We start from the raw sequence: 26,420 nt of genomic DNA, 5'->3' as shown, positions 1-26,420 counted from the left end.
GGGCGCTGCGACAATCATCTCGATCGTCTTTGCGATCACATGGCTGTCCGGCCGCCGCACGGCCGGTCCGTCAGCCCTTGAAGGGCGCCATGCCGCGGCGCGCGAGCTCGTCGGCGCGTTCGTTGTCGTCGTGGCCGGCGTGACCCTTGACCCAGTGCCAGACGACCTCGTGGCGCTTGCGGGCCTCGTCCAGTTCCTGCCAGAGTTCCGCGTTTTTCACCGGTTTCTTGTCGGCGGTCTTCCAGTTGTTGCGCTTCCAGTTGTGCAGCCACTTGGTGATGCCGTCGCGCACATAGGTGCTGTCGGTGTGTAGATCCACCGCGCAGGACCGTTTCAGAGCGTTCAGCGCCTCGATTGCCGCCGTCAGTTCCATGCGGTTGTTGGTGGTCTGAGCGGCACCGCCGCACAATTCGCGCTCATGCGCGCCAAAGCGCATCAGGGCCCCCCAGCCGCCGGGTCCGGGATTTCCCGAGCAGGCGCCATCGGTGTAGATCGTCACGCGGGAGGCGGTGTCGCTCACGTCGCTCATCCGGTCAGGCCGTAGTCGCTGGCGGTGGAAACGCTCTGGTGGACGCGCAGTTTTTTCAGGTATTCCATCGGGTCCTTCGGTGTCACCAGCGCGCCTTCGGGAACGCGCAGCCAGTCGTGCAGGCGGGTCAAAAGGAAGCGCAGCGCCGCGCCGCGCGCCAGCAGCGGCAGCGCGTCGAATTCGGCCTGCGTGAAGGGACGCACCGCCCGGTAGGCATTGAGCAGCGCGCGTGCCTTGGTCACGTTGAACGACATGTCCGGCTCGAAACACCAGGCATTGAGGCAGATCGCCACGTCATAGGCGAAGGCGTCGTTGCAGGCGAAATAGAAATCGATCAGGCCCGACAGCCGGTCGCCGAGGAAGAAGACGTTGTCGGGAAAGAGATCCGCATGGATCACGCCGCCCGGCAGGTCGCGCGGCCAATTCGCTTCCAGATGATCGAGCTCGGCGGTGAGTTCATCGGCGAGCCCTTCGCTGATCGTGTCGGCCTGGTCGATGGAATCGGCCAGGAGAGGCCGCCAGCTTTCCACCGACAATGTGTTGGGACGGGTGAGCGCGAAATCCTTGCCTGCGAGATGAAAGTTCGCCAGCGCCTCTCCAAGTGCCGCGCAATGGTCGCGCTTCGGCCGGCGCACCCACATGCCGTCGAGGAACGAGATGATCGCCGCCGGCCGCCCGGCAAGTTGGCCGAGCATCATACCGTCGCGCGCGGCGACCGGGGTCGGGCAGGAGATGCCCTTGTCGGCGAGATGGCGCATAAGCTCGATGAAGAAGGGCAGGTCGGCGGGGTCGACGCGCTTTTCGTAAAGCGTCAGGATGAAGTAGCCTGCCTCCGTGTGGAGCAGGAAATTGGAATTCTCCACGCCTTCCGCGATGCCTTTGCACGCAAGCACGCCGCCGATGTCGTAACCCGCGACGAAGGCGGCGAGCTCCTCGTCGGACACATCCGTGTAAACTGCCATTTGGTCTTGTTTCTTCTCGTCGGAAAACGCGATGGGCGTCGGCAGCTGGCGCGACGGCCTCCGGGGCTGATGGGGGTCGGTCGTCCGCCGGGGTGTTACTCCGCGGCCTCGCGCAGGGCGCGCGGCAGGTTGAAGGCGATGGTTTCCTCCGCCGTGCGCACGCTTTCCACCGCCACCTCGTAGCGGTCGGCAAAGGCGCCGATGATTTCTTCCACCAGCACCTCAGGCGCGGAGGCGCCTGCCGTGATGCCGAGGCTCGAAAGCCCGGAGAACCGCTCCCAGGGAATGTCGGAGGCGCGCTGCACCAAAACGGCGAAGGGACAGCCGGCACGCTCGGCAACTTCGCGCAGGCGCTGCGAGTTGGAGGAATTCGGCGCACCCACCACGATCATCGCATCCACCTCGGGCGCGACGGCCTTGACCGCTTCCTGCCGGTTGGTGGTGGCGTAGCAGATGTCGTCCTTGTGCGGCGCGACGATCTCGGGAAAGCGCCCGGTGAGCACCTCGACAATGGCGCGTGTGTCGTCGACCGACAGTGTCGTCTGGGTGATCCAGGCGAGTGGCTTGCCGCCGGTCGGCTCATAGGCGCGGGCATCCTCCACCGTTTCGACAAGGCGCACGGCGCCGTCGGGCAGCTGGCCCATGGTGCCGATCACCTCCGGATGGCCGGCATGGCCGATCAGGATGATCTCGCGGCCGCGACGGTGATGGATCTCGGCTTCCTTGTGCACCTTGGAGACAAGCGGGCAGGTGGCGTCGAGATAGAACATGTTGCGGGCCTGTGCGGCCGCGGGCACGGATTTCGGGACGCCATGCGCGGAAAACACCACCGGCCGCTCGACGTCCGCGTCGGGGATCTCGGTCAGTTCCTCGATGAAGACGGCGCCCTTGGTCTTGAGGCTTTCCACCACGTATTTGTTGTGCACGATCTCGTGGCGGACGTAGACGGGCGCGCCGAAGCGCTCCAGCGCCAGCTCGACGATCTGCACGGCGCGGTCGACACCGGCGCAAAAGCCGCGCGGCGCGCACAGCAGCACGCGCAAGGGGGCGCGGGTCTGCGCGGGTTCGTTGGATGCCGCCGTATCGCTGGTTGTCGAAGCCAAGCCGGGCCTCCCTTTGTTCGTCTGCCCGTGCGGTGCGCGGATCTGGACGGCGCACCCGGTTCCCGGCAATAGAGGGACGCACCTGGCACCTGTCAAGGGTTGCCGGCCGGCAGCCGGTCATTGTCGCGGCGGGGAAGGGCGTCTCGCCAAGTCCGCGGCGGACTGATATAGACGGGCGCTGTCGGGATTTCTGGACACGGCCTGAATTGGAAGAGACGGATATGGACAAGACTGTCGGGATGCGCGGGGCGGGATCTGTCGCAGCTGTTTTCATGGCGCTGGTGCTTGCCGGCTGCGGCAGCGATGGCGGCGGCAGCGTGTTCGGCGGCGGCGACGTCGGCAAGACGATCGTCTCCGGCAATGCCGCGAGCCGGTCCGCCGTCGACGTCAATCCGGACGTGTTCCGCCAGGATGTGCCCTGCCCGGCGATCGAGGTCGAGGACAACGGCTACATCGTCACGAAGTCGCTGCGCGGCAAGGACGACGATCCGCGTGCCCTGGAGTATCAGGCGAGTTTGGAGAAATGGGCGCGCAAGTGCCGCCGCGAGGGCGGCGAGGTCAAGATGACGCTCGGCGTCTCCGGTCGCGTGACCCCGGGCCCGGCCTGGAAGGGCGGCGAGATCTTCCTGCCCATCCGCGCGACCTTCGTGTCGCTCGATGATGCGGGCGACGGCAAGCGCCGCAAGCCGGCCGCAACCACGCTGACCGTCCCCGTAACGCTCGGCGCCGGCGCGCCGGCCGAACAATGGGCACTGGTGGAACAGAACCTTGTCGTGCCCCAGTCCGGTTCGGTGAAACTCGAAATAGCGCTGGACGACGGCCGCAAACGGCGGCAATAGGTTGCGGTGATTGACAGTCCGAGTCGGAGTGCCGACAATGACTGCAAGGGATTGATGCGGCGTTTTCGTTGTGCGCCGCAGGTTTTCTCCCGGTCGGGAGGGTCGAAGGACCGTCCGCCGGGGAAAGCCGAAACGACTTGCGGGAGAGGTCGGTGCAGGGCACCGGCGCCGAAGGAGCAACCGCCCCGGAAACTCTCAGGCAAAAGGACCGCCGGTCGAGCAACGCTCTGGAAAGCAGGACGCGCACGCCTTGCGGCATGTTCGGCCTCACCGAAGGAGTAACCGCCACAGGAGCGCGCGATACGCGCGCGGGCGGGAAATCTCTCAGGTCGTCGGGACAGAGGGGGTGCGTGTGAGCCGTTTGCTTTCGCGTCACCGTTCCCTCTTGCGCCAGGACGCCCCATGACCGACGCCCCCCTTCTGTCGACGCCGCTGACCGATCTCCATCGGGAACTTGGCGCGCGCCTTGTGCCCTTCGCCGGTTACGAAATGCCGGTGCAATATCCGGACGGCATCATCGCCGAACATGCCCACACGCGCGAGAAGGCCGGTCTGTTCGATGTGTCGCACATGGGTCAGGCGTGGCTCGTCGGGCCGGATTTCGAAACGACGGCGGCCGCGCTTGAACGCATCACGCCCTCCGCCATCGCGGCGCTGAAACCGGGTCGCCAGCGCTATACCGTGCTTCTGAATGACAGCGGCGGCATCGTCGACGACCTGATGGTGAGCCGGCCGGAAGGTGACGAGAACGACGGCCGTCTGTTCCTCGTGGTCAATGCCTCGCGCAAGGCGGGCGACTACGAGATGATCGCGGCGAGCCTTCCCGGGAACGTCAAGCTCGAGCCGGTCGAGGACCGTGCGCTGATCGCGTTGCAGGGACCGATGGCCGCCGATGTGCTCAAGGCGCACGCGCCCGAGGCCGCCGAGATGGCGTTCATGGCGGCGCGTTCCATGGAATTCGACGGCATTGCCGTGCATGTCTCGCGCTCCGGCTACACCGGCGAGGACGGCTACGAGCTCTCCGTGCCGGCCGGGGCCGCCGAGGCGATTGCCCGCGCGCTGCTCGCCGACGAACGGGTCGCGCCCATCGGGCTCGGCGCGCGAGATTCGCTGCGCCTGGAAGCCGGGCTTTGCCTTTATGGTCACGACATCGACGAGACCACCTCGCCGGTCGAAGGCGCCATCACCTTCGTGCTGCAGAAGCGGCGCAAGGAAGCGGGCGATTTTCCCGGCGCGAAACGCATTCTGGACGAACTCGCGAACGGACCGTCGCGGGTGCGCGTCGGCCTGACGCTGGAGGGCCGGGCGCCGGCGCGCGAGGGCGCGGAGATCCGCAATGCCGAAGGGCAAACCATCGGCACACTGACCTCCGGCGGTTTTTCCCCGACGCTCGGTGCCCCCATCGCCATGGGGTATGTCGACCCGGAAAACGCGGCCGCCGGCACGAAGCTGACCCTTGTCGTGCGCAACCGCGAGCTTCCCGCGACGGTGGCCGACATGCCTTTCGTGCCGCAGCGCTATTACCGCAAGCCGACCGCCTGATCAGACTTTCGCAGACGCCTGCCCGCGTCTTTCATCCCTCTCTGGACGCCCCGGCGTCCGTATCGTGTGACTTTCCATCTGGAGGACCGAACCCATGTCGACCCGCTACACCGAAGACCACGAATGGATCGCCGTTGAGGGCGATGTCGCCACCGTCGGCATTACCAATTACGCCCAGGAACAGCTCGGAGACGTCGTCTTCGTCGAGCTTCCCGAGGTCGGCCGCAAGGTCTCCAAGGGTGACGAGGCCGCCGTGGTGGAAAGCGTGAAAGCCGCGTCGGAGGTCTATGCCCCGCTCGACGGCGAGGTGGTCGGCGCCAACGACATGCTGGCCGACGAGCCGGGCAAGGTGAACGAGGACCCCGAAGGCGCTGCCTGGTTCGTCAAGATCAAGATGTCCGATGCCGGCCAGCTCGAGGGCCTGATGGACGCGGCCGCCTACAAGACGCATCTCGAAGGTCTTTGAGGGGCATGGCGAAACACCTCTACCGGGCGGATGTGCGCTGGCGGTGTTCGGGCGGTTTCGCCCAGAACACCTACAGCCGGGGGCATGACTGGTCGTTCGACGGCGGGATCACCGTTCCCGCGTCGGCGTCTCCCACGGTGGTGCCGCTGCCCGCTTCCGTGGAAGCGGCCGTCGACCCGGAAGAGGCCTTCGTCGCCGCCATCTCCAGTTGCCACATGCTGTGGTTTCTCGATCTGGCGCGCCGCGCGGGGCTGGAGGTGGAAAGCTACACCGACCGCGCGGAAGGAACGATGGCGCGGATCGCGCCCGGCAAGATGGCCGTCACCCATGTGGCGCTTCGCCCGGAAATCGTTTTCGCCGGCGATGCCCTGCCGGGGTCCGAGGCGCTGGAAGACCTGCACCGCAAGGCTCATGAGGCCTGTTTCATCGCCAATTCCGTGACCAGCGAGATCGTCGTCGAGCCGTTGCCCGCCCGGCTTGCCTCCGACGGCCAGGCTGACCCACAAGGAGCGTAACATGCGCTATCTGCCCCTTTCCGACGCCGACCGCGCCGACATGCGCGCCCGTGTCGGTGTGTCCGACATCGACGAGATCTTCGTCGACATCCCCAAGAGCGCCCGCCTCGACGGGCTTCTCGACTTGCCGAAACGCCAGAGCGAGTTCGGCGTGGAACGCGACATGTCGCGCATGGCGCTGAAGAATGTGCCGGCCTCCGCCGTTCCCTTCTTCGTCGGGGCCGGTGCCTACAAGCATCATGTGCCGGCAAGCGTCGACCACCTGATCCAGCGCTCGGAATTCCTGACTTCCTACACGCCCTATCAGCCCGAGATCACGCAAGGCACGCTGCAGTATCTGTTCGAGTTCCAGACCCAGGTCGCAGCCCTGACCGCCATGGATGTGGCCAATGCCTCCATGTATGACGGCTCGACCGGCACCGCCGAAGCCGTGCTGATGGCGCACCGGGTGACCAAGCGCAACAAGGCGGTTCTCTCCGGTGGATTGCACCCGCAGTACCGTGAGGTGGTCGAGGGCCTGACCGCCATGGCCGGCGACACCGTGGAAAGCCTGCCGGCCGACCCGAACGCGACCGAGGACATTCTCTCTCAGATCGACGACGAGACCTCCTGCGTCGTCGTGCAGTCGCCGTCCTTCTACGGCCAGCTGATCGACCTGAAGCCGATTGCGGAAAAGGCGCATGCCCATGGCGCGCTCTTGATCGCCGTCTTCACCGAGGTGATGTCGCTCGGCCTGATCGAGCCGCCGGGCGCGCAAGGCGCCGATATCGTCGTCGGCGAGGGCCAGTCCATCGGCAACGGCCTCAACTTCGGCGGCCCTTACGTCGGCCTCTTCGCCACGCGGCAGAAGTACATCCGCCAGATGCCGGGCCGGCTGTGCGGCGAGACGGTGGACGCCAACGGCAAGCGCGGCTTCGTGCTGACGCTTTCGACCCGCGAGCAGCACATCCGCCGCGACAAGGCGACGTCGAACATCTGCACCAACTCCGGGCTTTGCTGTCTCGCCTTCACCGTCCACATGACGCTTCTGGGCGGCAAGGGACTGGAGAAGCTTGCGAAGATCAACCACGCCCATGCGGTGAAGCTGAAGGCGATGCTGGAAGAACTTCCCGGCGTGTCTGTGATCAACGACGCCTTCTTCAACGAGTTCACCGTGAAGCTGCCGATGGAGGCAACGGCGGTCGTCGAGGCGCTGGCGCGCCGGGGGATCCTCGGCGGCGTGCCGGTTGCCCGGCTGGAGCCGGGCAAGGCGGAGCTTGAAAACCTGCTGCTCGTGGCATCGAGCGAAGTCAATTCCGACGAAGACCGCGACGCCTTCGTCGCGGCGCTGAAGGAGGTGCTGGCATGAGCATGAACAATCAGGGACGCCCCTCCGCTCCGGCCGATAGGGGCGAAATGACCGAGCATCCGACCTTCACCGGCAACAAGGCGTTGCAGATGGAGGAGCCGCTGCTGTTCGAAACCGGCCGCACGGATATCTGCGGCGTCGATCTCGACGAGCCGGAGGATTTTGTCCCGGCGCTGGGCGCGCATGCCCGCAAGGTGGAGCTGGATCTGCCCGCGCTCACCGAGCCGGAGACCATGCGCCACTTCGTGCGGCTGAGCTCGAAGAACTACGCCATCGACGCAGGCCTCTATCCGCTCGGCTCCTGCACGATGAAGCACAATCCGCGCCTGAACGAGAAGATGGCGCGGCTGCCGGGTTTCGGTGACATTCATCCGTTGCAGCCGCTCTCCACCGTTTCGGGCGCCATCGACCTGATCGACGAACTGGCGCACTGGCTGGTCACCATGACCGGCATGAGCGCGGTGGCGATGAGCCCCAAGGCCGGCGCCCATGGCGAATTGTGCGGCATGATGGCGATCAAGGCGGCGCATAGCGCGGCCGGACGCGATCCCAAGGTCGTGCTGGTGCCGGAATCCGCCCATGGCACCAATCCGGCGACGGCGGCCCTTCTCGGCTACAAGGTCGTCTCCATCGAGGCGCGTGAGGACGGCACGGTCGATCCGGCGGCCGTCAAGGCGCGGATCGCGGAGCATGAGGGCGATATCGCCGGCATCATGCTGACCAACCCGAACACCTGCGGGCTGTTCGAGCGCGACATCATCGCCATCGCCGACGCGATCCACGAGGCCAACGGCTATTTCTACTGCGACGGGGCGAATTTCAACGCCATCGTCGGCAAGGCGCGCCCGGGCGATCTTGGCGTCGACGCCATGCACATCAACCTGCACAAGACCTTCTCCACTCCGCATGGCGGCGGCGGACCGGGGTCCGGTCCGGTGGTGTTGTCCGACCGTCTGGCGCCCTTCGCGCCGCTCCCCTTCCTGCGCAAGGATGGCGGGGGCACGACCTGGGTGGAAAGCGAGACCGAGCTGAAGGACGGCGAGAAGCCCTTCGGCCGCATGACCGCCTTCCACGGGCAGATGGGCATGTATGTGCGTGCGCTTGCCTACATGAAGAGCCACGGCGCCGACGGTCTGCGTCAGGCCTCGGAGGATGCGGTTCTCAACGCCAACTACGTGCGCGTCGGGCTGGAAGACCTGATGAGCCTGCCGTTCGGCTCGCGCTGGTGCATGCACGAGGTGCTGTTCGACGACAGTTTCCTGAAAGACACCGGCGTCTCCACGCTCGACTTCGCCAAGGCGATGATCGACGAGGGCTATCATCCGATGACCATGTATTTCCCGCTGGTCGTCCACGGCGCGATGCTGATCGAGCCGACGGAATCGGAAAGCCGCTCGGCGCTCGACCTCTTCATTGCCACCATGCGCGATCTGGTGATGAGTGCCACCAAGGGCGAGACCGACCGCTTCAAGGGCGCTCCGTTCCATGCGCCGCGCGCACGCCTCGACGAGACCCGCGCCGCCCGCAAGCCGGTGCTCAAGTGGGAACGCCCCGAGCCGCGCAAGGTGCAGCCTGAGGCGGCGGAGTAGTTTTTTCTCCGTACGTAAAAAGCAGACGAACGCCCGGCCATCGTGCCGGGCGTTTTCGTTTGCGGGTTTGCGTGTAGATTGACATATGATATGTCGTAATGACATTTTGTATGCTGATTGAGGGCGCAATGACGGACAACACTCAGGCCCTGTACGATCTTTTGCAGCAGGTGCGTCCGCTGCATCGGCGCGTGGCCCGCTCGGTGGCCGATCATCTGGACGGCACCGGGATCGGCGTTGGCGAACGGGCGGTGCTGGCGCTCCTGGTTGAGGGTGTGCCGCTCAGTGTTCCGGCAATCGGGCGCGCGCTCTTCCTGCCGCGTCAGAACGTGCAGAAGTGGGTGGACGGGCTGCGCGCCGCTGGTTTCGTGGACCGTCGCGCGAACCCCGCGCACCGCCGGTCCTATCTCATTGCCGCCACGGCGGAAGGACGGCGCGTTTTTGCCGGGATCCGGACACGCGAGGACGCAGCCATCGCCGATCTTGCCATGCGCCTGTCGCCGTCGGACCTGAAGGTCGCATCGACCGTGCTGTCCGCCTGTCTGGAGCATTTTTCGCCGTTCGAGGACGATCCCGATCGTCCCCGTCCGCTCGCCTGACACCCACGCAAGGAGATCGCGCATGTGGCTCACCATCCTCGCCGCCGTGGTTGCGGCACTCGTCGTTCTGGCAATTTACGTCGTCGCGACGGCTCGGCGCATCGCCCGTCCGACATGCGGAGAGCCGATTGCAGGCGATGCCGCGAAAGCTGCGCTTCTCGTCATCGACATGCAGGAGGATTTTACGAGGTCGCAAGGCGCCAACGCCTATGACCCGGCCAGCCGGGACCGGGCGATTGCACGTATCAACGACCTGATCGCGCGGGCAAGGAAGGATGGCGAGCCGGTCGCCTTCATCCGCCAGGAGCACCGGGGCAGGGCGGTGCAGTTGGTCGCGAGCCTTCTGCTCGGCGGGGCAGGCAATCCGGGGCGGCCGGGCGCGGGGCTCGACCGTGATGTCGATGCGCAAGGGGCTCCGGTTTTCGTCAAACATGTGGCCGACAGCTTTTCCGATCCCGCGTTGGACGCCTGGCTGCGCGATCAAGGCATCGGCCGTCTCACCCTGACGGGGCTGGATCTGGCCCACTGCGTGCGTTCGACGGCGCTTGGCGCGCGCAATCGGGGCTATGCCGTGACAGTCGACCTTGCCGCTTCGCTTGCCGCGGGCGAAAGACCGGCATCCCGCGCCAAGAAAGAGATGGAAGATGCCGGCGTCGGTCTTCGCGGATCCGGGGCGTTTGCCGCTGCCGCCGCCGCGCCAGCCTGACGCGGGGCCGGCGGGGTGGACGCGATGACGGCTGCTGGACAGACTGTCCATCCATCGCGGTCTTGTCGAAGGCGTGCCGTGCGCCCATGTTCCGAACGACGAGAACAGGATTTATCGCCATGCCCCATCAAACCGACCTCGACACCCGCAAAGGGTTGTCGGACGAATTGCTTTACCTGCTGCGCCAGCATCCGCGCGATGTCTGGCAGGGACACCCCAATCTCGGCGGCATGGCACGCTTCTGGCTCGAGCGCCACAACGGGTTTCGCCAGCTTGGCGGCGTGCTGGAAGACGCGCTCTCCCGCTTTCGCGAGGGCGAGATCGAGCCGGCGGCCTTCGGCGGCTTCTTCGCCCCGCGCCTCCAGCATTTCCTCAGCGAGTTGCACCACCATCACATGATCGAGGACCAGCACTATTTCCCGGTCTTCATGGCGGCCGAGACGCGGCTGACGCGCGGATTCGAGGTGCTGGAGGGCGATCACGAGGCGATCCACGAGCGCATCGAGCAGGTGATCGCCAGTGCCAACGGGCTTCTCGGCCACCTCAAGGGCACCGACCGCGATGCGACCCGCCGCGCGGCCGATAGCTACGCCGGCGACAGCGGCCGGCTGATCGGCGGGCTGATGCGCCATCTCGATGACGAGGAAGACCTGATCGTGCCGCTGATCCTGGAGCGCGGCGAGGGACCGCTCGGCATCGGCTGAGCGAAGACGCGTCGCCGCAAACGAAAACCGCCCCCGCCCGAGGGAAGGGCGGAGGCGGGCAAAAGGCGCGGGGAAGCGCTTGGTAACCTCTTCATCGCCGGCGGCGAGGCCCGCCGACACAGTCAGCCGGCGGCAGGCGCCGCCTTGCGGAAGGCCTGGCGCAGCACGTCGATCGGCTGGCGCTTGCCGGCTTCCATGATGTGCCAGAACGTCCAGCCGTTGCAGGCCTCTTGTCCCTGAACCAGGGCGCCGACCTTGTGGATCGAGCCGGTGTGATCGCCGGAGGCAAGCGAGCCGTCGGCGCGCACCTGCGCCGTGTGCTTGCCCTTGGCGCAGGTCAGCTTCGCACCCGGCGCGATCATGCCCGCTTCCAGCAGGTTGCCGAAGGGAACGCGCGGGGCCGCGCGCTTGCTCCGGGTAACGTCCAGCGCGGCCGGGTCGAGCGGGTCGATGGCCGCGATCCGCGCGGTGGCCGCGTCGATGTAGTCCTGCTCGCGCTCCACGCCGACGAAATGGCGTCCGAGTTTCTTGGCCACCGCACCGGTCGTTCCCGTCCCGAAGAAGGGATCGAGCACCACGTCGCCCGGATTGGAGGACGCCAGCAGCACCCGGTAAAGCAGGCTTTCCGGCTTTTGCGTGGGATGCACCTTCTGCCCTTCGCCGTCCTTCAGCCGCTCGCCGCCCGTGCACAGCGGCAGGTGCCAGTCGGAGCGCATCTGAAGGTCGTCGTTGAAGGTCTTCAGGGCTTCGTAGTTGAAGGTGTACTTCGCGTCCCTTGAGGGGGACGCCCAGATCATCGTCTCATGGGCATTGGTGAACCGCTTGCCGCGAAAGTTCGGCATCGGGTTCGACTTCAGCCACACCACGTCGTTCAGGATCCAGAACCCGAGGTCCTGCAGGATGCTGCCGACGCGGAAGATGTTGTGATAGGAGCCGATCACCCACAAGCCGCCGTCCGGCTTCAACACGCGGCGCACGGCAAGCAGCCAGGCCCGTGTGAAGGCGTCATAGGCCTCGAAACTGGCGAACTGGTCCCAGTGGTCGTCGCAGGCATCGACCCGCGACTGGTCGGGGCGGTGCAGGTCTCCGCCGAGCTGGAGATTGTAGGGCGGATCGGCGAAGACGAGATCGACCGAATTCTTCGGCAGACGCTCCAGCGCGGCCACGCAATCCCCCTTGAGGATCGTGTCGAGCCATGCGGGATCGCTGCCGGGAACCGGCGTTGAACCGTCTTGGTGGAAGTGGGGTGCCACGGCGGGCACCCCTTTACGCTGTACACTCATTGCGACGCAATACCTCACGCAATTACGAGCATCATGGTTACCGGGCTTGGTAAATCAGCGGTTAAGGCCCCGAACAAAAAAGACTTTAAGAATCAACACTCTGTTTACCGTTCCAAGGTCGTCGTCGTCGCCTGCTTCGCTTCGTTAACGCAGGCCCGGGCTTCGGCCGGGCGGTCGGAAATTCCCAATGGCTTGTCCCGACAGCCGTTTTGCCGAAACCGCGCTTCCGCCGACTTGCAAATTGCACGGGCAGAGAACGGGAGGTGTTAACGCCGGCATGCGACGGCGGCACCGGGACGGGGGCTTTGAGAAAAAACTTTTCACGTAATGAAATAATATTCATAGTTGGCAACGGCCTGTGGAGATGGCTGGCGCGGGGCAATGGGGCCGACGCGAGGCAAGGGAAAGAGGCAGGACAGCATGGCATTCAACGAGGTGGAGCGCGGATCCGAAACCGGCATGGCGATACACGAGCCACCTGCCGTCACCTTTTCCGGCTTTCGCGATGCAAAAGCCGCCGTCGCGCGTCTCGAGGAAATCTTCGAGCAGAACACTGGCTTCCTGCGCGATGCCTTTCAGCGGTTCCTCAACGGTGACATTCCGCAAGGGCGGGTGCGGGCGTGCTATCCGGAGATCCGGCTGGTCACGGAAACCCACGGGCGGGTCGACAGCCGGCTGGCCTATGGTTTCGTCTCGGGCCCGGGCGTGCATTCCACTTCCGTCACGCGGCCCGACCTCTTTCGCGAATATCTTCTGGAGCAGATCGAGCTTCTGATCCGCAATCACGAGGTCCCGGTCGAGGTCGGCGTCGGCGACCTGCCCATTCCGCTGCATTTCGCCTTTTACGACGGCACCCATGTGGAAGGGGCGGCGGTCGCGCTGCAACGCCCGCTGGCGGATGTCTTCGACCTCCCGGACCTCTCGGTGCTGGACGACGCCATCGTCAACGGCACCTTCGAGGCGGGACCGGGCATGCCGCGTCCGCTGGCGCCCTTCACCGCGCCGCGCGTCGACTATTCCCTGCATCGCTTGCAGCATTACACGGCAACCGCCGCCGGCCACTTCCAGAACTATGTGATCCTGACCAACTACCAGTTCTACATGGACGAGTTCTGCCGGCTCGCCCGCGACCTTCTCGCCGACCCGGACAGCGGCTACACCCATTTCGTCGAGCCGGGCAATGTGATCACCCGGGCGGGCGACATGGAACCGCAGGAGGGCGAGGCGCCGGCACGGCTGCCGCAGATGCCGGCCTATCATCTGGCGAGGGACGACCACTCGGGCATCACCATGATCAACATCGGCGTCGGGCCTTCCAATGCCAAGACGATCACCGACCATGTCGCGGTGCTCAGGCCCCACGCCTGGCTGATGCTCGGACATTGCGCGGGCCTGAGGAACAGCCAGCAGCTCGGCGACTATGTGCTTGCCCATGGCTATGTGCGCGAGGATCACGTGCTCGACGCCGATCTCCCGGCCTGGGTGCCGATCCCGCCGCTGGCCGAGATCCAGGTGGCGCTGGAAGGCGCGGTGGAGGAGGTCACCGGCCTCGCCGGCTACGAGCTGAAACGGGTGATGCGCACCGGCACGGTCGCCTCCATCGACAACCGCAACTGGGAACTCAGGGACCACCGCGAGCCGGTGCAGCGTTTCTCGCAGTCGCGCGCGATTGCGCTCGACATGGAATCGGCCACGATTGCCGCCAACGGGTTCCGCTTTCGCGTTCCCTACGGAACGCTGCTTTGCGTCTCCGACAAACCGCTGCACGGCGAGCTGAAACTGCCGGGCATGGCCACCGACTTCTACAAGCGGCAGGTCGCCCAGCATTTGAAGATCGGCATCCTCAGCATGGAAAAGCTGCGCGCCATGCCGCGTGAACGGCTGCATTCGCGCAAGCTCAGGAGCTTCGCCGAGACGGCGTTCCAGTAGGGGCGCGCTCAGCGAAACGCCGGGCCGTGGCTCCAGCAGGTCAGCGAATGGCGGGTGCCGCTGGTGACGGGCGTCACCCTGTGCAGCATGAAGGATGCGAACAGCGTCGCATCGCCGATCCCTTGTGCGGCAAGGAAGGTCGCGCCGCCGGGATCGATCTCCAGCGCGCCGCCGTCGTAGCTTTCCGGCTCGCTCAACTGCACGACGATTGTCAGTTTGCGCCAGCGCGCGATCGGGCCGTCGCCGATGTCGGAATGCCAGTCGTAATGGCCTTCGACGCTTTCATCGTAGGTGGCGACCTGGAGGCGTTCGCGAAAATCGGTGATGTCGAAGTCGAACCGGTCGCGGTTGGCTTGCGCCACGCTTGAGACGATGCGTTCCATCACCCAGGCCGCGCTGGTCTTGTCGTCGAGCCAGGCGATGTCGGCGCGGCGGATGTTGTGATTGTGAAGGCCGCCGACCAGCCCGCCCGAGCCTGCCTGGGCATCCGCTGCGAGGCGGATGACCTCGGCCGCTTCGGCCTTTGAAAAAAGAGCTGGATGCGAATGCGTGAACATGGGCCGAAGTCTCCGCAACGGCAAAAGGATGCGGGTCTATGCGGCAGAAATCTGCGAAACGCAACGTCAAAATGAGCGGCTGCGTCAGTCGCGCAAGCCCGTCGCCAACGCCTTCCTCATCACGGTGGGCAAGGCCTCGCCGTCGAGGTCGCAGGCCGCCGACCACCAGTGTCCGTCCGGGGCGGGGGGCGTGCCCTCGATCTCCGCGCGCCAGACCGCGAGTTCGAGATGAAAATGGGTAAACGTGTGGCGCACGTCGCCGGTGGCGCGCCGCCATGCCGCGCCCAGACCGGCAAGCGCATCGGGCACCTGCGCGAGATCGTTTTGTGCTGCGTCCTCGCCCCACGCGCTGACGGGCGGCTCGCTCATGCCGCCGAGCAGGCCCTTGGGCGGACGCCGGCGCAACAACACGGCGCCGTCGCCGCGCGTGATGACGAAGGCCATTCCCCGGCGGGTCGGCTTGGCCTGTTTGGGCGCCTTTTTCGGCAGGGTCTCGGCAAGGCCCGCCTTGTGCGCGGCGCAGGCGCCGATCCAGGGGCAGAGCGCGCAGGCGGGCTTCTTCGGACTGCACAGGCTCGCGCCGAGATCCATCGTCGCCTGGGCGAAGTCGCCAGGCCGGTCATCTGGGACAAGCTCTGCCGTGGCCGCGCGGATTTCGGGCTTTGCGGCGGGAAGCGGCGTTTCGATGGCGCGCAGCCGGCTGATCACCCGCTCCACATTGCCGTCGACGACCGCCGCCGGGCGGTCGAAGGCGATTGCTGCAATCGCCGCCGCCGTATAGGGGCCGATGCCGGGAAGCGCCAGCAGGCCCGCCTCGGTGTCGGGAAACACGCCGTCGTGATCGCGGGCGACGGTCTCGGCGCAGGCCTTGAGGTTGCGTGCGCGCGAATAATACCCAAGCCCCGCCCAGGCCTTCATCACGTCTTCTTCATCCGCTTCGGCGAGGGCGCGCACGTCCGGCCAGCGCTGCGTGAAGGCCTCGAAATAGGGCTTCACCGCCTGCACCGTGGTCTGCTGGAGCATGATTTCCGAAAGCCACACCCGGTAGGGATCGGTAATCTCCCCGTTCGCGCGATCATCCGGCAGGACGCGCCAGGGCAAGCTGCGCGCGTGCCGGTCGTACCAGGCAAGCAGGGCGCCGGCGAGGCTGTTGGCAGGCGGCGCGGTCCGGGAGGCGGGGGCGGTGCGGTTGGCTGTCATGGGGCCACAGGATCGGGCGTCCGGCGGCGAATTCAAGAGGCTATGGCGGGCTTGCCGGGTTTATCCCGGTAAAACGCGACGGTTGCGCGCGACGGTCGGCTGGGGCAATTGCCTGTGCGGGAAGGTGCATAGCGGGGAGGAGTGTTGCGATTTCGGCCCGGATCCGAGAAAACCGTCGCGAAAAGGGCGCAATTGCCCCAAAAAGCTTGGATATGAGTGATTCGCAGGCAAACCAGCGCAGAGCAGGACGCGCCGCACCCGCTGCGGGTGCGCGCTGGGTGACCCGTGCGCGGCCGATTGGCGATCTGATCGGCGCCTCGCTCGACAAGGCCTGCCGCCGGCGCGGTTTCGCCACATCCGATCTGGTGGCGGACTGGCCGGAGATCGTCGGGGCGCGCTATGCCGGACGCGTGCAGCCCCTGCGTCTCGACTGGCCGCGCGTCAAGGGAGGCGAGGACGCGGAGCCGAAGCCGGCCACGCTCGTGGTGCAGACAGACGGCGCGACGGCGCTCATGCTGACCCATGAGATGCCGCAGGTGGTCGAGCGCATCAACGGCTTCTTCGGCTGGGCGGCCATCGGGCGCATCCGCATTCTGCAGGGACCCGTTTCGCATCCCAGACGGCGGATGCCGCCGAAGCTGCGCGATCTCACCAGCGATGAAGAGGCGGACCTGAAGCGCACGATTTCCGGCGTGGAGGGCACCAGGCTTCAGGCGGCGCTTGAAAAGCTCGGACGCGCGGTGCTGGCGAAGACCAGGTGAAACGCGCTCACACAGCTGTGAGCGCAGCGCTTGCCCTTCTTCCCAAAGACGCCACATTGTGCGTGTCCGGTTGACCGACCCGCCAAAGGCGATAAACAAGCTTTAAGCGGCCTTGAATTCTAGAAGACATGGGAAAAGCTCGTGAGCCTTAATCGCCGACAGTTACTTCTTCGCGCTTCCGCCGGTCTCGTTGCGACCGGGGTGGTCCTGCCCGGCCTTCCGGCCTTCGCGCAATCCGTGGACGCGGCCAAGCTTCTGGAGCCCGGCGTGCTGCCGGACAAGGTTCTGGGCGACGAGAACGCGCCGGTCGCGGTCGTCGAATACGCCTCGATGACCTGCGGCCATTGCGCCAACTTCCACAAAGAGGGCTATCCGCACCTCAAGTCGGAGTACATCGAGACCGGCAAGGTCCGTTTCGTCTTCCGCGAGTTTCCGCTCGACCCCGTCGCCGCCGCCGCCTTCATGCTGGCGCGCTGCGCGCCGGAGGAAAAATACTTCGACGTCGTCGACCTGATGTTTGAAGAGCAGCGGAGCTGGGCCATCACGCAAAACCCGTATGAATCGCTGCTGAAGTTCGCCAGACAGATCGGCTTCACCCAGGAAAGCTTCGAGACCTGCCTGAAGGATCAGGCGTTGCTCGACGGCATCTATGCCGCGCGCGACCGGGGCAAGGAATTTGGCGTGAACTCCACGCCGACATTCTTCTTCAACGGCGAGATGGAAAGAGGCGCGCTGTCGGTCGCGCAGCTGGATGAAGCCATTTCCGCCCAGCTCTAAACCGGGAAACTTTCCGGGCGGCGCTCCCGCCGCCCGGTCGAACCGCCTCTCGATGGTGCGGCCCTCATGAAATTCACCAAGCTGCGCGTCCTCGGTTTCAAGTCCTTCGTCGAACCGATGGATTTCATCATCGGCGACGGGCTGACCGGCGTCGTCGGTCCGAACGGCTGCGGCAAGTCCAATCTTGTCGAGGCGCTGCGCTGGGTGATGGGGGAAAACTCCTACAAGAACATGCGTGCGTCCGGCATGGACGACGTGATCTTTTCCGGCAGCCTGAACCGCCCGGCCCGCAACACCGCGGAAGTGACGCTGTTCCTCGACAATGCCGACCGCACGGCGCCCTCGGGGTTCAACGATTCCGATGCGCTGGAAGTCACCCGCCGGATCGAGCGCGAGGGCGGCTCCAACTACAAGATCAACGCCCGCGACGTGCGTGCCCGCGACGTCCAGCTGCTTTTCGCTGATGCCTCCACCGGCGCGCGCTCGCCGGCCCTCGTGCGCCAGGGCCAGATCGGCGAGTTGATCGCGGCAAAGCCCACCTCGCGCCGCCAGATCCTGGAAGAGGCGGCGGGGATTTCCGGATTGCATTCGCGTCGTCACGAAGCGGAACTGCGCCTCAGGGCGGCGGAATCCAATCTGGAACGTCTGGAGGACGTGCTCGGCCAGATCGACGGCCAGCTCGACAGCCTCAAGCGGCAGGCCCGTCAGGCGGGTCGCTTCCGCAATCTCTCCTCCGAGATCCGCTCCGCCGAAGCCGCGCTCTACCATTTGCGCTGGCTGGCCTGCCGCGATCACCTCGTCGAGACAGAGACCGAGTTTTCCGCGGCCGAGGCGCGCGTCCAGGACGTCGCGCAATCCCAGACGCAAACCGCCACCGCCCAGGCGGTCGCCGCGCGCAAGGTTCCGGAAGCGCGCGATGCCGCCGCGCGCGCCGGCGCCACGCTGCAGCGGCTGGTGATTGCCCGCAACGAGTTGGACGGCGAGGAACGCCGGGTGCGCGAGCGGCTGAGCGATCTGGGCGCGCGGCTCCAGCAGCTGCATCAGGACATCGCCCGCGAGCAGGCGCTGATCTCCGAAAACGACGATCATCTCGCGACCCTTGCCGAGGAAGAGGAAGAGCTGCGCGCCGAGGCGATGGCCGAGGAAGAGCGCGCGGAAACCTCCGCGACGCGCGTCGAGGAGGCGGAAAGCCGTGTTGCGGATGCCGAGGAACGCCTTGCCGCGCTGACCGAGGAGCAGGCCGGGACGGTCGCGCGCCGGCGCCAGCTGAGCGAGGCGCATGACGCGGCAAGGGTGCGGGTCGACCGGCTGGCGCGCCAGCACGACGAAACGGCCGCGCAATTGTCCGCGCTTGTGTCCGAACTGGAAGCCGCGCCGGCGCTGGAAGCCGCCCGCGAGGCATTGCTGATCGCCGAGGAACGGCTTTCCGCCGGCGAGGAGGCCGTGCTCGGCGGCGAAGAGCAGACCGGCGCCGCCCGCAGCGCACTGGAAGCCGCGCGCGCACCGCTTGCCGATGCGCAGGCGCAGGTCTCGAGGCTTGAGACCGAGGCGCGCACGCTCGCCGATATTCTGAGCGAGGGGCACGCCGGCGACTGGCCGGCGGTGGTCGACGCCATGTCGGCGAAGCCCGGCTACGAGACGGCGCTGGGCGCGGCGCTCGGCGAGGACCTCGATGCGCCGGTCGGCGGCGATGCGCCGATGCGCTGGAGTGAAACGGGTGATGCGACCGGTTCCGGTGCGTCCGATCCGGCGCTGCCGGAGGGCTCTGTCGCCCTGTCGCAATTCGTCACCGCACCCGCAGCACTTGCCCGTCGTCTCGCCCAGATCGGCGTCGTGGATGCCGAGGTCGCAGGCAGCCTGAAGAACCGGCTGGCGCCGGGACAGCGGCTGGTGTCGCGCGAGGGCGCGCTGTGGCGCTGGGACGGCTTCACCGTTTCCGCCGACGCGCCGACGGCGGCCGCGCAGCGTCTTGCCCGCAAGAACAGGCTCGCCGCGCTGGAAGAGGATATCGAGGCGGCGCGCGAGAGCGAATCCGAGCGCCAGGCTGAATTCGAGGAGCTTTCCGCTGCCCTGCGCGCGGCCTCCGAGGCGGAGCAGGCCGCGCGCGGACAATTGCGGGGTCTGCGGCAGGCGGCGGACGAGGCGCGCGCGCAAGTGGGTCGGCTTGAGCGGTCGCATGCCGAGGCGCAAGCCCGCCGCGCCGCGCTCGAGGACGGTCTCGCCCGCATCGCAGCGGATCTGGCCGAGGCGCGCGAGGCGGCGGAAGAGGCGCGCATGGCGCTGGAGGAGCTTCCGGCCGACGACGGGCTGGCAAGCCGCATCGACACCATCCGGGCCGAAACGTCGGAAGCGCGTGCCGCCCTGTCGCGCGAGCGCGCCGCCGCTGAAGGTCTGGCACGCGAGCGCGAGATGCGCCGACGGCGCCAGGACGCCTTGGCGCGCGAACGGGCCAGCTGGGCGCAGCGCGCATCGGGCGCCCGCCAGCAGGTCGAGGTCCTTGGCGAGCGCATGACGGCGGCCGAGGAAGAGCGCGCGGAGCTGCTGGAAGCGCCCGACGATATCGAGTTGAAGCGCCGCGCCCTGCTGAGCGAGATTTCCACAGCCGAAACCGCACGTGCCGCCGCCGACGACGCGCTGGCGCAGGCGGAAGCCGCACAGCGCGAGGCCGACATGGCCGCACAGGACGCGTTGACCCATCTGGCCGAGGCGCGCGAACGGCGTATTCGCGCGGAGGAGCGGCTGGCAGCCGCCCGCACCCGCAAGGCGGAGATCGAGGCACGTATCGACGAGGCGCTTGAGGTCCCGGTCGAGGCGCTTGCCGGTCTCGCGGGCCTGAAGGAAGGCGCTCCGCTGCCCGACCCGGACGCGCTGGAGCGGCGCGTCGACCGGTTGAAGGCCGAACGCGAGCGGCTCGGAGGGGTGAACCTGCGCGCCGAGGAGGAACTCGGCGAAATCGAGACCCAGCGGGGCACGCTGATTTCCGACCGTGACGATTTGATCGAGGCGATCAAGCGCTTGCGTGGCGCGATCTCCAACATCAACAAGGAGGCGCGCGAGCGCCTGCTCACCGCCTTCGAGACCGTCAACGCCCAGTTCCAGCGCCTGTTCACGCATCTGTTCGGCGGGGGGACCGCGGAGCTCAAGCTGGTCGATGCGGAAGACCCGCTGGATGCGGGTCTGGAAATCATCGCCCGTCCTCCGGGCAAGAAGCCGCAGACGATGACGCTGCTGTCCGGCGGCGAGCAGGCGTTGACCGCCATGGCGCTGATCTTTGCCGTGTTCCTGACAAACCCGGCACCGATTTGCGTTCTCGACGAGGTCGACGCGCCGCTCGACGACGCCAATGTGGAGCGATACTGCGACCTTCTCGACGAGATGACGCGCAGCACGGACACGCGCTTCGTGGTGATCACCCACAATCCGATCACCATGGCACGGATGAACCGCCTGTTCGGCGTCACCATGGCCGAACGCGGCATCTCGCAACTCGTCTCCGTCGATCTCGAGACGGCGGAGCGATTCCGCGAAGCGGGCTAGGCGCGCACCGGTCCCGGCAATTGGCGGAATTAGCTGTTCGAAGTCTTTCTGAGAACTTGATTTATTGATAAAAAACAAAAACTTAAGTGGTGGTCCTGTTGTCTTGACAGGGCGGGGGGTGCCGACTATGGTGCGCCCGACTTCCAGAGGCATGCGGGCAACACGCCGGTGCGCATCGAGACAGGGGGCTGGGTATCATGTCTCCTAACGAGAGCGGGCAGGACGACGAGCGTCGTGTGCTGAGGGAAGCGGAACTGTCCGAGCGAAAGAACCGGTTGGTACAATCGCTTGAGGAACGTTCGCCCGAGGCGCAAGAGCGCAAGGGCGAAAACTCTTCAGGCGCGGGGCAGGGGTTTGCGCAGGCCATGAAGCTGTCGACGGAATTCGTCGCCGGTGTCTTGGTGGGAGCGGGTCTCGGCTGGCTGATCGACAGGGGACTGGGGACGAGCCCGTGGGGCTTGATCATCTTCCTTCTGTTGGGGTTTTGCGCGGGTGTGCTGAATGTTTTGCGGTCCGCCGGCGTCGTCGCCGAGCCCCGGGACAAGACGCGCGACGGCAGTTCTTGAACATGTTTCTGGCGCGAAAGCGTGCAATGCGACCGCTTTAAAGAGGGCTGACCCGGTGGCGAACAATCCGATTGATCAGTTCAGGATCAGCGAACTCGTTCCGATCGAGGTCGGCGGCCTCAATCTGTCTTTCACGAACTCGGCGCTTTTCATGGTCGCAACGACGGCGCTTGTCGCCGCGTTCCTGATCCTGTCGACCGGCGGGCGCGGCCTGGTGCCGGGGCGCTGGCAGTCGCTGGCCGAGATGAGTTACGAATTCGTCGCGAACACGCTGCGAAGTTCCGCCGGAAACGAGGGCATGCGCTTCTTTCCGCTGGTGTTCTCGCTGTTCATGTTCGTGCTCTTCGCCAACCTGATCGGCATGTTTCCGTATTTCTTCACCGTCACCAGCCACATCATTGTCACCTTCGCGTTGTCGCTCCTGGTGATCGGTACGGTGATGGTTTACGGCTTCGCCAAGCACGGGACGAAGTTCCTTAACCTGTTCGCGCCGGCGGGCGTTCCCCCGATCATGTATCTGCTCGTGACGCCGATCGAGGTCATTTCCTTCCTCTCGCGTCCGGTCAGCCTGTCGGTTCGTCTCTTCGCAAACATGCTTGCGGGTCACATCACGCTCAAGGTTTTCGCCGGGTTCGTGGTGTCGCTGCTCGCCGCCGACGGTCTCGGCGCTTTCGGTCCGATCATGGCGATCCTGCCGTTGTTGATGACCATCGCGATCACGGCGCTGGAGTTCCTGGTCTCCTTCCTGCAGGCCTATGTTTTCACGGTTCTGACTTGCATGTACCTCAACGATGCGCTGCATCCGAGCCATTAAAAGTCAGTCTGGTTAGGCTCCGCAATGACGCGGAGCCGCCCATCTCGTCGCTGCAATCTCTACTCAAGGAGCAAGTGTCATGGAAGCTGAAGCAGCTAAGTACATCGGTGCCGGTCTCGCCTGTCTGGGCATGGGCGGCGCCGCCCTCGGCCTCGGCAACATTTTCGGCAACTACCTGTCGGGTGCCCTGCGCAATCCGTCCGCTGCCGACGGCCAGTTCGGCCGCCTCATCCTCGGCTTCGCCGTGACCGAGGCGCTCGGCATTTTCTCGCTTCTCGTCGCGCTTCTCCTGCTCTTCGCCGTCTAATCACGACGGAGTGCGTCAGCGACGCGGATTATCCGACCGGGTGCGTTCACCGCACCCGGTCGGCCTGTCCCCAAAGCTGAGAGGCAGCACGAGCTGCGGCATTGGAGATCAAGATGGCCACGACTAGCGCCGAAACCCAGACCGGAATTGTCGTCCCCGCCGAACCGCATTCGCCGGCGACCTTCCCGCCGTTCGACGGAACGACCTACGCATCGCAAATTCTCTGGCTGGCGATAGCCTTCGGCCTTCTCTACTGGATCATGAGCCGGGTGGCTCTGCCACGCCTCAGTGGCATCCTGGAAGATCGCCGCGACCGCATCGCCGGCGACATCGCGGAAGCGAACCGCCTGAACGACGAGAGCAACGCCGCCATTGCCGCTTATGAGCAGGCGCTGGCCGAGGCGCGTGCCAATGCGCATGGGATCGCGCAGGAAACCCGCGACAAGCTCAAGGCCGACGTCGAACGCCGCCGTACGGCGACCGAAGCCGACCTGGCTGCGAAACTCTCGGATGCCGAGCAGCGCATTCACGATATCAAGGCGGCCGCCATGGAAAATGTCGGCGAGATCGCTTCCGAAACCACCACCGAGCTGGTCGAAAGCCTGATCGGCAAGGCGCCGACGAAGACGGAGCTTTCCAAGGCCGTCGACGGCGCAATGAAGTGAGGACGGCCTGATGGACGCTTCAGCATGGGCACTGGTCGGACTTCTGCTTTTTCTGGCCCTGATCGCATATCTCAAGGTTCCCGGGACCGTCGGTGCCAGTCTCGACAAACGGGCCGATTCCATCCGCAAGGAACTCGATGACGCCCGCAAGCTGCGCGAGGAAGCCCAGTCGCTTCTGGCGGACTATCAGCGCCGCCGTCAGGAAGCCGAGGCCGAGGCCGAAGGCATCGTCGCGGAAGCAAAGCGCGAAGCCGAGCGGATGACCGAAGAAGCCAACGCCGCGCTTGAGGAAATGATCGCCCGCCGCACCGAAGCGGCCGAGCGCAAGATTTCCCAGGCCGAGGGTCAGGCCATTGCCGACGTCAAGGCACGGGCCGCCGACATCGCGGTGGCCGCAGCCGAGACGATCCTGGCCAAGAAGGTCGAGGGCAAGGTCGGCGAAGACCTGCTGGAAAAGAGCATCAAGGACGTCTCCGCACGACTCAACTGAGCGGTGCAGGACGATCCGGAGTTTTAAAGGGCGGTCCTTCCGGGCCGCCTTTTTTCATGCGCAATTGCCGTCGGGTCGATCATCGGCGTTTTCCCGCCGGTCGCTCCTTCAATCGGGCAGATCCAGCATGGCACGGACGGGCCGAAAGCTCGTGCGGTGCAGCGGGCACGGTCCGCTGCTTGACAGGGCCGCCGCATGTGCCGCGGTGCCATAGCCCTTGTGGCCGGAAAACCCGTAGTCCGGCCAGATCCGGCACATCTTCGCCATCAACCGGTCGCGCGCTGTCTTGGCGATGATGGAAGCGGCGGCGATACACAGGATCCTGCCGTCCCCCTTGATAGCGGATTGCCCCGGGCAGGGCAGGTCGGGAGGCACGTCCCGCCCGTCGATCAGGCAGGCCCGCGGGCTGACCGCGAGAGCGTCAGCCGCCTGCGCCATGGCACCGAGCGTCGCGGCGCGAATGTTCTTGCGGTCGATGCATCCAGGCGATGCGAAGGCAAGGGCCACGCAGGCCGTTTCCAGGATTTCGTCGTGCAGGCGTTCGCGGCTCTCCGGCTTGAGAACCTTTGAATCGGCAAGCCCGTCCGGGAGATTGTCATAGTCGAGAATCACCGCAGCGCAGGCGACAGGACCTGCCCAGGGGCCGCGCCCGGCTTCGTCGATCCCGGCTAGCGCGCCGTCGAACTGCGCGGCCAGCGCGCGCTCTGCCTTCGGGTCGAGGGCGTCCGGCAAGGTCAGGGACAGCGAGGCCTGCAGTGTGAAATGCGTCATGTGGGCATGGTTCCAGCCTTTGCGGTCGGCGGCAAGATCCGCCCGGCCGCGATCCCCGCATACCGGCGGCCGTTCAAAACAGGTTCAACTGCACGCCGCCCGCTTGCGGCGGCAAGAAGTGATCCGCGGTCAGCGACCGGCGCCGGCCGTTCAGTCCGATGCGTTTGCAGGCGAGCGAGAACCGCTGTGCAAGCTGTTTGGCATAGGGGCCTTCCCCGCGCATGCGCTTTCCCCATTGCGCATCATAGTCCTTTCCGCCCCGCATGGAACGGATCAGGTTCATGACATGTTGGTAGCTGTCTGGCCGGTGGCGCAGCAACCAGTCGCGAAACAGCGGACTGACCTCGATGGGAAGCCGCAACAGGACATACCCCGCTTCGCCCGCGCCATGGTCGTGAGAGGCCTCCAGGATGCGTTCCATTTCATGGTCGGTAAGCGCGGGAATCACCGGAGCGACCATGACGGTTGCCGGAACGCCGGCCTCCGACAGCCCCTTGAGGGCGGCGAGACGGCGGGTCGGCGTTGCCGCGCGCGGCTCCATCGTGCGCGCCAGCTTGCGGTCCAGCGTGGTGATCGACAGCGCGACCTTGGCCAAGCCCTTTTCGGCCATGGGCGCCAGGATGTCGAGATCGCGCAGCACCAGCGCGGATTTGGTGACGATGCCGACCGGATGGTTGCAGCGGGCCAACACGGTCAGGATCTCGCGCATGACGCCGCGGTCCCGCTCGATAGGCTGATAGGGATCGGTGTTGGTGCCGATCGCGATGGTGCGCGGCTTGTAGCCCGGTTTCGACAGTTCGCGCTCCAGCAGCTCCGCCGCATTCGGCTTGACGGTCAGCCGGGTCTCGAAATCCAGCCCCGGCGACAGGCCGGCGTAGGCATGGCTCGGGCGGGCGAAACAATAGATGCAGCCGTGCTCACACCCGCGATAGGGATTGATCGAGCGGTCGAAGGAGATGTCCGGCGATTCGTTGCGGGTGATGATCGTGCGCGCGCGCTCTTCCTGGACGTGCGTCCTGAGCACGGGAATCTCGTCGAGCGTGCCCCAGCCGTCGTCGAACGCCTCGCTGCTTTCCGCCTCGAAGCGCCCGGCCATATTGAGCCCCGCGCCACGACCTCTGGCGCCGCGGATGTCGCCCGCCGGCTTGTGCCCCGGTTCGGGCGCCGGCGGGGTGCCGGTCTGGTGAGAAACAGGCGTGTGCCGGGAAGCGCGCATAACGGTTCCATTCGTGAAAAAATCGCGTCCGGCTGACCCGGATCCGAATGGAACATATCAGGAACAAATGCGACTGAAAAGCCTTGTCATCGGCTGCGGGGGTGCGGCCACCCCGTCGCACGAAACGGGGTGGCCACCAGGGTCGGGGAGGGACGATCAGCCGTTTGTTTTCGTCGTCGCTGCCTTGAATTCGGCTTTCGAGAGCGTTCCGTTGGCGTCGGTATCGGCCGCTGTGAACGCCTCCTTCGTGGTGTCGGGCAGGGCCGCGGTGACCTCGGAGTAGCTCAGGGCGCCGTTCTTGTCGGCGTCCAGCTCCGCGAAGCCGACACCTTGCGCGACAGCCGCTCCGGCAAAGGTCAGGGCAGCGATGGTAGCGAGGGTCATCTTCATGGATCTTTTCTCCGTGAATGCGTGGGGTATGGCGTGGTCCCGTTGGGGCGACGCCAGTGAACGACCTCGTGACGTCCACGAATGACAAGGTGGAGATCCATCTTGTCTGTGACGTGAATAAACAAAGGAAATTTATCGAATTAATTGCGGCTGCTATAAGTCATGGCGAAATATTGATTTTTTAGTGTTGAAAGAAGGCAGTTCATAATTTCATATTTGATAATATAATTTTCTTGTCTTCAATATTATTCATTC

General features: G+C 65.7%; 27 protein-coding genes and 1 riboswitch. Of the genes, 18 read left to right on the top strand and 9 right to left on the bottom strand.

Annotated elements, in window-relative coordinates; all coding sequences use genetic code 11:
• Window positions 1-70: 70 nt before the first annotated feature.
• From rnhA to ispH, 3 genes are all read right to left on the bottom strand, one after another.
• The gene (gene rnhA, locus G572_RS0121385; protein WP_029060206.1) at window positions 71-529 is read right to left on the bottom strand and encodes a ribonuclease HI; all 459 of its coding nucleotides are present in this window, start codon (window positions 527-529) and stop codon (window positions 71-73) included.
• Window positions 526-1,491 carry a homoserine kinase gene (locus G572_RS0121380; protein ID WP_029060205.1) on the bottom strand — a complete coding sequence of 322 codons (966 nt, stop codon included), beginning with the start codon at window positions 1,489-1,491 and terminating at the stop codon, window positions 526-528. Before G572_RS0121380 ends, rnhA begins: the two co-directional genes overlap by 4 nt.
• A gap of 95 nt (window positions 1,492-1,586) precedes the next feature.
• Window positions 1,587-2,594, bottom strand: a complete 1,008-nt coding sequence (gene ispH / locus G572_RS0121375; RefSeq protein WP_084650466.1) for a 4-hydroxy-3-methylbut-2-enyl diphosphate reductase — start codon at window positions 2,592-2,594, stop codon at window positions 1,587-1,589.
• Window positions 2,595-2,815: 221 nt separating this feature from the next.
• Here ispH and G572_RS25165 point away from each other — a divergent pair, with 221 nt between their 5' ends.
• The 9 genes from G572_RS25165 (at window position 2,816) to G572_RS0121330 (ending at window position 10,902) form a co-directional block, all read left to right on the top strand.
• Window positions 2,816-3,433, top strand: coding sequence for a hypothetical protein (locus tag G572_RS25165; RefSeq protein WP_051242893.1), 618 nt, complete (start codon window positions 2,816-2,818; stop codon window positions 3,431-3,433).
• 130 nt (window positions 3,434-3,563) lie between these two features.
• Window positions 3,564-3,654, top strand: a riboswitch (glycine riboswitch).
• 181 nt (window positions 3,655-3,835) lie between these two features.
• A complete protein-coding gene (gcvT, locus tag G572_RS0121365) occupies window positions 3,836-4,975 on the top strand; it encodes a glycine cleavage system aminomethyltransferase GcvT (RefSeq protein ID WP_029060203.1) in 1,140 nt (379 codons plus the stop codon).
• A gap of 94 nt (window positions 4,976-5,069) precedes the next feature.
• Window positions 5,070-5,441: a glycine cleavage system protein GcvH gene (gcvH, locus tag G572_RS0121360; RefSeq protein ID WP_029060202.1), complete on the top strand. Its 372-nt coding sequence runs from the start codon at window positions 5,070-5,072 to the stop codon at window positions 5,439-5,441.
• Window positions 5,442-5,446: 5 nt separating this feature from the next.
• Window positions 5,447-5,956 (top strand): OsmC family protein, encoded by a 510-nt coding sequence (locus G572_RS0121355; protein WP_029060201.1) that lies wholly within the window; start codon window positions 5,447-5,449, stop codon window positions 5,954-5,956.
• A gap of 1 nt (window position 5,957) precedes the next feature.
• A complete protein-coding gene (gcvPA, locus tag G572_RS0121350) occupies window positions 5,958-7,304 on the top strand; it encodes an aminomethyl-transferring glycine dehydrogenase subunit GcvPA (RefSeq protein WP_029060200.1) in 1,347 nt (448 codons plus the stop codon).
• Window positions 7,301-8,893, top strand: a complete 1,593-nt coding sequence (gene gcvPB, locus G572_RS0121345) for an aminomethyl-transferring glycine dehydrogenase subunit GcvPB (protein ID WP_029060199.1) — start codon at window positions 7,301-7,303, stop codon at window positions 8,891-8,893. Before gcvPA ends, gcvPB begins: the two co-directional genes overlap by 4 nt.
• A 128-nt stretch (window positions 8,894-9,021) precedes the next feature.
• A complete protein-coding gene (locus G572_RS0121340) occupies window positions 9,022-9,492 on the top strand; it encodes a MarR family winged helix-turn-helix transcriptional regulator (protein ID WP_169391352.1) in 471 nt (156 codons plus the stop codon).
• Between the two features lie 22 nt (window positions 9,493-9,514).
• Window positions 9,515-10,198: a cysteine hydrolase family protein gene (locus G572_RS25160; RefSeq protein WP_051242889.1), complete on the top strand. Its 684-nt coding sequence runs from the start codon at window positions 9,515-9,517 to the stop codon at window positions 10,196-10,198.
• Window positions 10,199-10,317: 119 nt separating this feature from the next.
• Window positions 10,318-10,902, top strand: coding sequence for a hemerythrin domain-containing protein (locus G572_RS0121330; RefSeq protein ID WP_029060197.1), 585 nt, complete (start codon window positions 10,318-10,320; stop codon window positions 10,900-10,902).
• A 122-nt stretch (window positions 10,903-11,024) separates the two neighbouring features.
• Here the strand turns inward: G572_RS0121330 and G572_RS0121325 are convergent, their stop codons facing one another.
• Entirely contained in the window at window positions 11,025-12,185 is a 1,161-nt protein-coding gene (locus tag G572_RS0121325) for a site-specific DNA-methyltransferase (RefSeq protein WP_029060196.1), read from the bottom strand.
• Window positions 12,186-12,644: 459 nt separating this feature from the next.
• On the opposite strand from G572_RS0121325, the gene G572_RS0121320 reads away from it, so the two are divergent.
• Window positions 12,645-14,114 (top strand): AMP nucleosidase, encoded by a 1,470-nt coding sequence (locus G572_RS0121320; RefSeq protein WP_051242989.1) that lies wholly within the window; start codon window positions 12,645-12,647, stop codon window positions 14,112-14,114.
• Between the two features lie 8 nt (window positions 14,115-14,122).
• On the opposite strand, the gene G572_RS0121315 is transcribed toward G572_RS0121320, so the two are convergent.
• Together G572_RS0121315 and mutY are read right to left on the bottom strand one after the other, a co-directional pair.
• Window positions 14,123-14,671, bottom strand: a complete 549-nt coding sequence (locus tag G572_RS0121315) for a 2OG-Fe(II) oxygenase (RefSeq protein ID WP_029060194.1) — start codon at window positions 14,669-14,671, stop codon at window positions 14,123-14,125.
• An 84-nt stretch (window positions 14,672-14,755) separates the two neighbouring features.
• Complete coding sequence (mutY, locus tag G572_RS0121310; protein ID WP_051242887.1) at window positions 14,756-15,871, bottom strand: A/G-specific adenine glycosylase; 1,116 nt, start codon at window positions 15,869-15,871, stop codon at window positions 14,756-14,758.
• Window positions 15,872-16,083: 212 nt separating this feature from the next.
• Here mutY and G572_RS0121305 point away from each other — a divergent pair, with 212 nt between their 5' ends.
• The 8 genes from G572_RS0121305 (at window position 16,084) to G572_RS0121270 (ending at window position 23,788) form a co-directional block, all read left to right on the top strand.
• A complete protein-coding gene (locus tag G572_RS0121305) occupies window positions 16,084-16,632 on the top strand; it encodes a DUF721 domain-containing protein (protein ID WP_084650422.1) in 549 nt (182 codons plus the stop codon).
• Window positions 16,633-16,773: 141 nt separating this feature from the next.
• Window positions 16,774-17,409: a DsbA family protein gene (locus G572_RS0121300; RefSeq protein WP_029060191.1), complete on the top strand. Its 636-nt coding sequence runs from the start codon at window positions 16,774-16,776 to the stop codon at window positions 17,407-17,409.
• Between the two features lie 66 nt (window positions 17,410-17,475).
• Complete coding sequence (gene smc, locus G572_RS0121295) at window positions 17,476-20,946, top strand: chromosome segregation protein SMC (RefSeq protein WP_029060190.1); 3,471 nt, start codon at window positions 17,476-17,478, stop codon at window positions 20,944-20,946.
• 197 nt (window positions 20,947-21,143) lie between these two features.
• Window positions 21,144-21,512 (top strand): AtpZ/AtpI family protein, encoded by a 369-nt coding sequence (locus G572_RS0121290; RefSeq protein WP_029060189.1) that lies wholly within the window; start codon window positions 21,144-21,146, stop codon window positions 21,510-21,512.
• A 55-nt stretch (window positions 21,513-21,567) separates the two neighbouring features.
• Window positions 21,568-22,326 carry a F0F1 ATP synthase subunit A gene (locus G572_RS0121285; RefSeq protein ID WP_029060188.1) on the top strand — a complete coding sequence of 253 codons (759 nt, stop codon included), beginning with the start codon at window positions 21,568-21,570 and terminating at the stop codon, window positions 22,324-22,326.
• 79 nt (window positions 22,327-22,405) lie between these two features.
• Window positions 22,406-22,633, top strand: coding sequence for a F0F1 ATP synthase subunit C (locus tag G572_RS0121280; RefSeq protein WP_029060187.1), 228 nt, complete (start codon window positions 22,406-22,408; stop codon window positions 22,631-22,633).
• Window positions 22,634-22,746: 113 nt separating this feature from the next.
• Window positions 22,747-23,298, top strand: coding sequence for a F0F1 ATP synthase subunit B (locus G572_RS0121275; RefSeq protein ID WP_029060186.1), 552 nt, complete (start codon window positions 22,747-22,749; stop codon window positions 23,296-23,298).
• 10 nt (window positions 23,299-23,308) lie between these two features.
• Window positions 23,309-23,788, top strand: coding sequence for a F0F1 ATP synthase subunit B (locus G572_RS0121270; RefSeq protein WP_029060185.1), 480 nt, complete (start codon window positions 23,309-23,311; stop codon window positions 23,786-23,788).
• Between the two features lie 108 nt (window positions 23,789-23,896).
• On the opposite strand, the gene G572_RS0121265 is transcribed toward G572_RS0121270, so the two are convergent.
• From G572_RS0121265 to G572_RS0121255, 3 genes are all read right to left on the bottom strand, one after another.
• Window positions 23,897-24,559, bottom strand: coding sequence for a ribonuclease HII (locus G572_RS0121265; RefSeq protein ID WP_029060184.1), 663 nt, complete (start codon window positions 24,557-24,559; stop codon window positions 23,897-23,899).
• 73 nt (window positions 24,560-24,632) lie between these two features.
• Window positions 24,633-25,775 (bottom strand): PA0069 family radical SAM protein, encoded by a 1,143-nt coding sequence (locus G572_RS0121260; RefSeq protein ID WP_051242884.1) that lies wholly within the window; start codon window positions 25,773-25,775, stop codon window positions 24,633-24,635.
• A gap of 156 nt (window positions 25,776-25,931) precedes the next feature.
• Complete coding sequence (locus G572_RS0121255) at window positions 25,932-26,165, bottom strand: EF-hand domain-containing protein (protein ID WP_029060182.1); 234 nt, start codon at window positions 26,163-26,165, stop codon at window positions 25,932-25,934.
• Window positions 26,166-26,420 lie beyond the last annotated feature (255 nt).

Source organism: Stappia stellulata DSM 5886 (assembly GCF_000423705.1).
Lineage (GTDB): Bacteria > Pseudomonadota > Alphaproteobacteria > Rhizobiales > Stappiaceae > Stappia > Stappia stellulata.
This window is presented reverse-complemented; position numbering and strand designations above follow the sequence as displayed.

Bases quoted from the DNA above. Each gene is read 5' to 3' on its own strand.
- gcvH (WP_029060202.1), top strand. From the start codon at position 5,070: ATGTCGACCCGCTACACCGAAGACCACGAATGGATCGCCGTTGAGGGC.
- G572_RS0121280 (WP_029060187.1), top strand. From the start codon at position 22,406: ATGGAAGCTGAAGCAGCTAAGTACATCGGTGCCGGTCTCGCCTGTCTG.
- rnhA (WP_029060206.1), bottom strand. From the start codon at position 529: ATGAGCGACGTGAGCGACACCGCCTCCCGCGTGACGATCTACACCGAT.
- G572_RS0121325 (WP_029060196.1), bottom strand. From the start codon at position 12,185: ATGAGTGTACAGCGTAAAGGGGTGCCCGCCGTGGCACCCCACTTCCAC.
- gcvPA (WP_029060200.1), top strand. From the start codon at position 5,958: ATGCGCTATCTGCCCCTTTCCGACGCCGACCGCGCCGACATGCGCGCC.
- G572_RS0121275 (WP_029060186.1), top strand. From the start codon at position 22,747: ATGGCCACGACTAGCGCCGAAACCCAGACCGGAATTGTCGTCCCCGCC.
- G572_RS0121305 (WP_084650422.1), top strand. From the start codon at position 16,084: ATGAGTGATTCGCAGGCAAACCAGCGCAGAGCAGGACGCGCCGCACCC.
- mutY (WP_051242887.1), bottom strand. From the start codon at position 15,871: ATGACAGCCAACCGCACCGCCCCCGCCTCCCGGACCGCGCCGCCTGCC.
- G572_RS0121260 (WP_051242884.1), bottom strand. From the start codon at position 25,775: ATGCGCGCTTCCCGGCACACGCCTGTTTCTCACCAGACCGGCACCCCG.
- gcvPB (WP_029060199.1), top strand. From the start codon at position 7,301: ATGAGCATGAACAATCAGGGACGCCCCTCCGCTCCGGCCGATAGGGGC.
- G572_RS0121330 (WP_029060197.1), top strand. From the start codon at position 10,318: ATGCCCCATCAAACCGACCTCGACACCCGCAAAGGGTTGTCGGACGAA.
- smc (WP_029060190.1), top strand. From the start codon at position 17,476: ATGAAATTCACCAAGCTGCGCGTCCTCGGTTTCAAGTCCTTCGTCGAA.
- G572_RS25165 (WP_051242893.1), top strand. From the start codon at position 2,816: ATGGACAAGACTGTCGGGATGCGCGGGGCGGGATCTGTCGCAGCTGTT.
- G572_RS0121340 (WP_169391352.1), top strand. From the start codon at position 9,022: ATGACGGACAACACTCAGGCCCTGTACGATCTTTTGCAGCAGGTGCGT.
- G572_RS0121380 (WP_029060205.1), bottom strand. From the start codon at position 1,491: ATGGCAGTTTACACGGATGTGTCCGACGAGGAGCTCGCCGCCTTCGTC.
- gcvT (WP_029060203.1), top strand. From the start codon at position 3,836: ATGACCGACGCCCCCCTTCTGTCGACGCCGCTGACCGATCTCCATCGG.
- G572_RS0121320 (WP_051242989.1), top strand. From the start codon at position 12,645: ATGGCGATACACGAGCCACCTGCCGTCACCTTTTCCGGCTTTCGCGAT.
- G572_RS0121290 (WP_029060189.1), top strand. From the start codon at position 21,144: ATGTCTCCTAACGAGAGCGGGCAGGACGACGAGCGTCGTGTGCTGAGG.
- G572_RS0121265 (WP_029060184.1), bottom strand. From the start codon at position 24,559: ATGACGCATTTCACACTGCAGGCCTCGCTGTCCCTGACCTTGCCGGAC.
- G572_RS0121315 (WP_029060194.1), bottom strand. From the start codon at position 14,671: ATGTTCACGCATTCGCATCCAGCTCTTTTTTCAAAGGCCGAAGCGGCC.
- G572_RS0121270 (WP_029060185.1), top strand. From the start codon at position 23,309: ATGGACGCTTCAGCATGGGCACTGGTCGGACTTCTGCTTTTTCTGGCC.
- G572_RS0121355 (WP_029060201.1), top strand. From the start codon at position 5,447: ATGGCGAAACACCTCTACCGGGCGGATGTGCGCTGGCGGTGTTCGGGC.
- G572_RS25160 (WP_051242889.1), top strand. From the start codon at position 9,515: ATGTGGCTCACCATCCTCGCCGCCGTGGTTGCGGCACTCGTCGTTCTG.
- G572_RS0121255 (WP_029060182.1), bottom strand. From the start codon at position 26,165: ATGAAGATGACCCTCGCTACCATCGCTGCCCTGACCTTTGCCGGAGCG.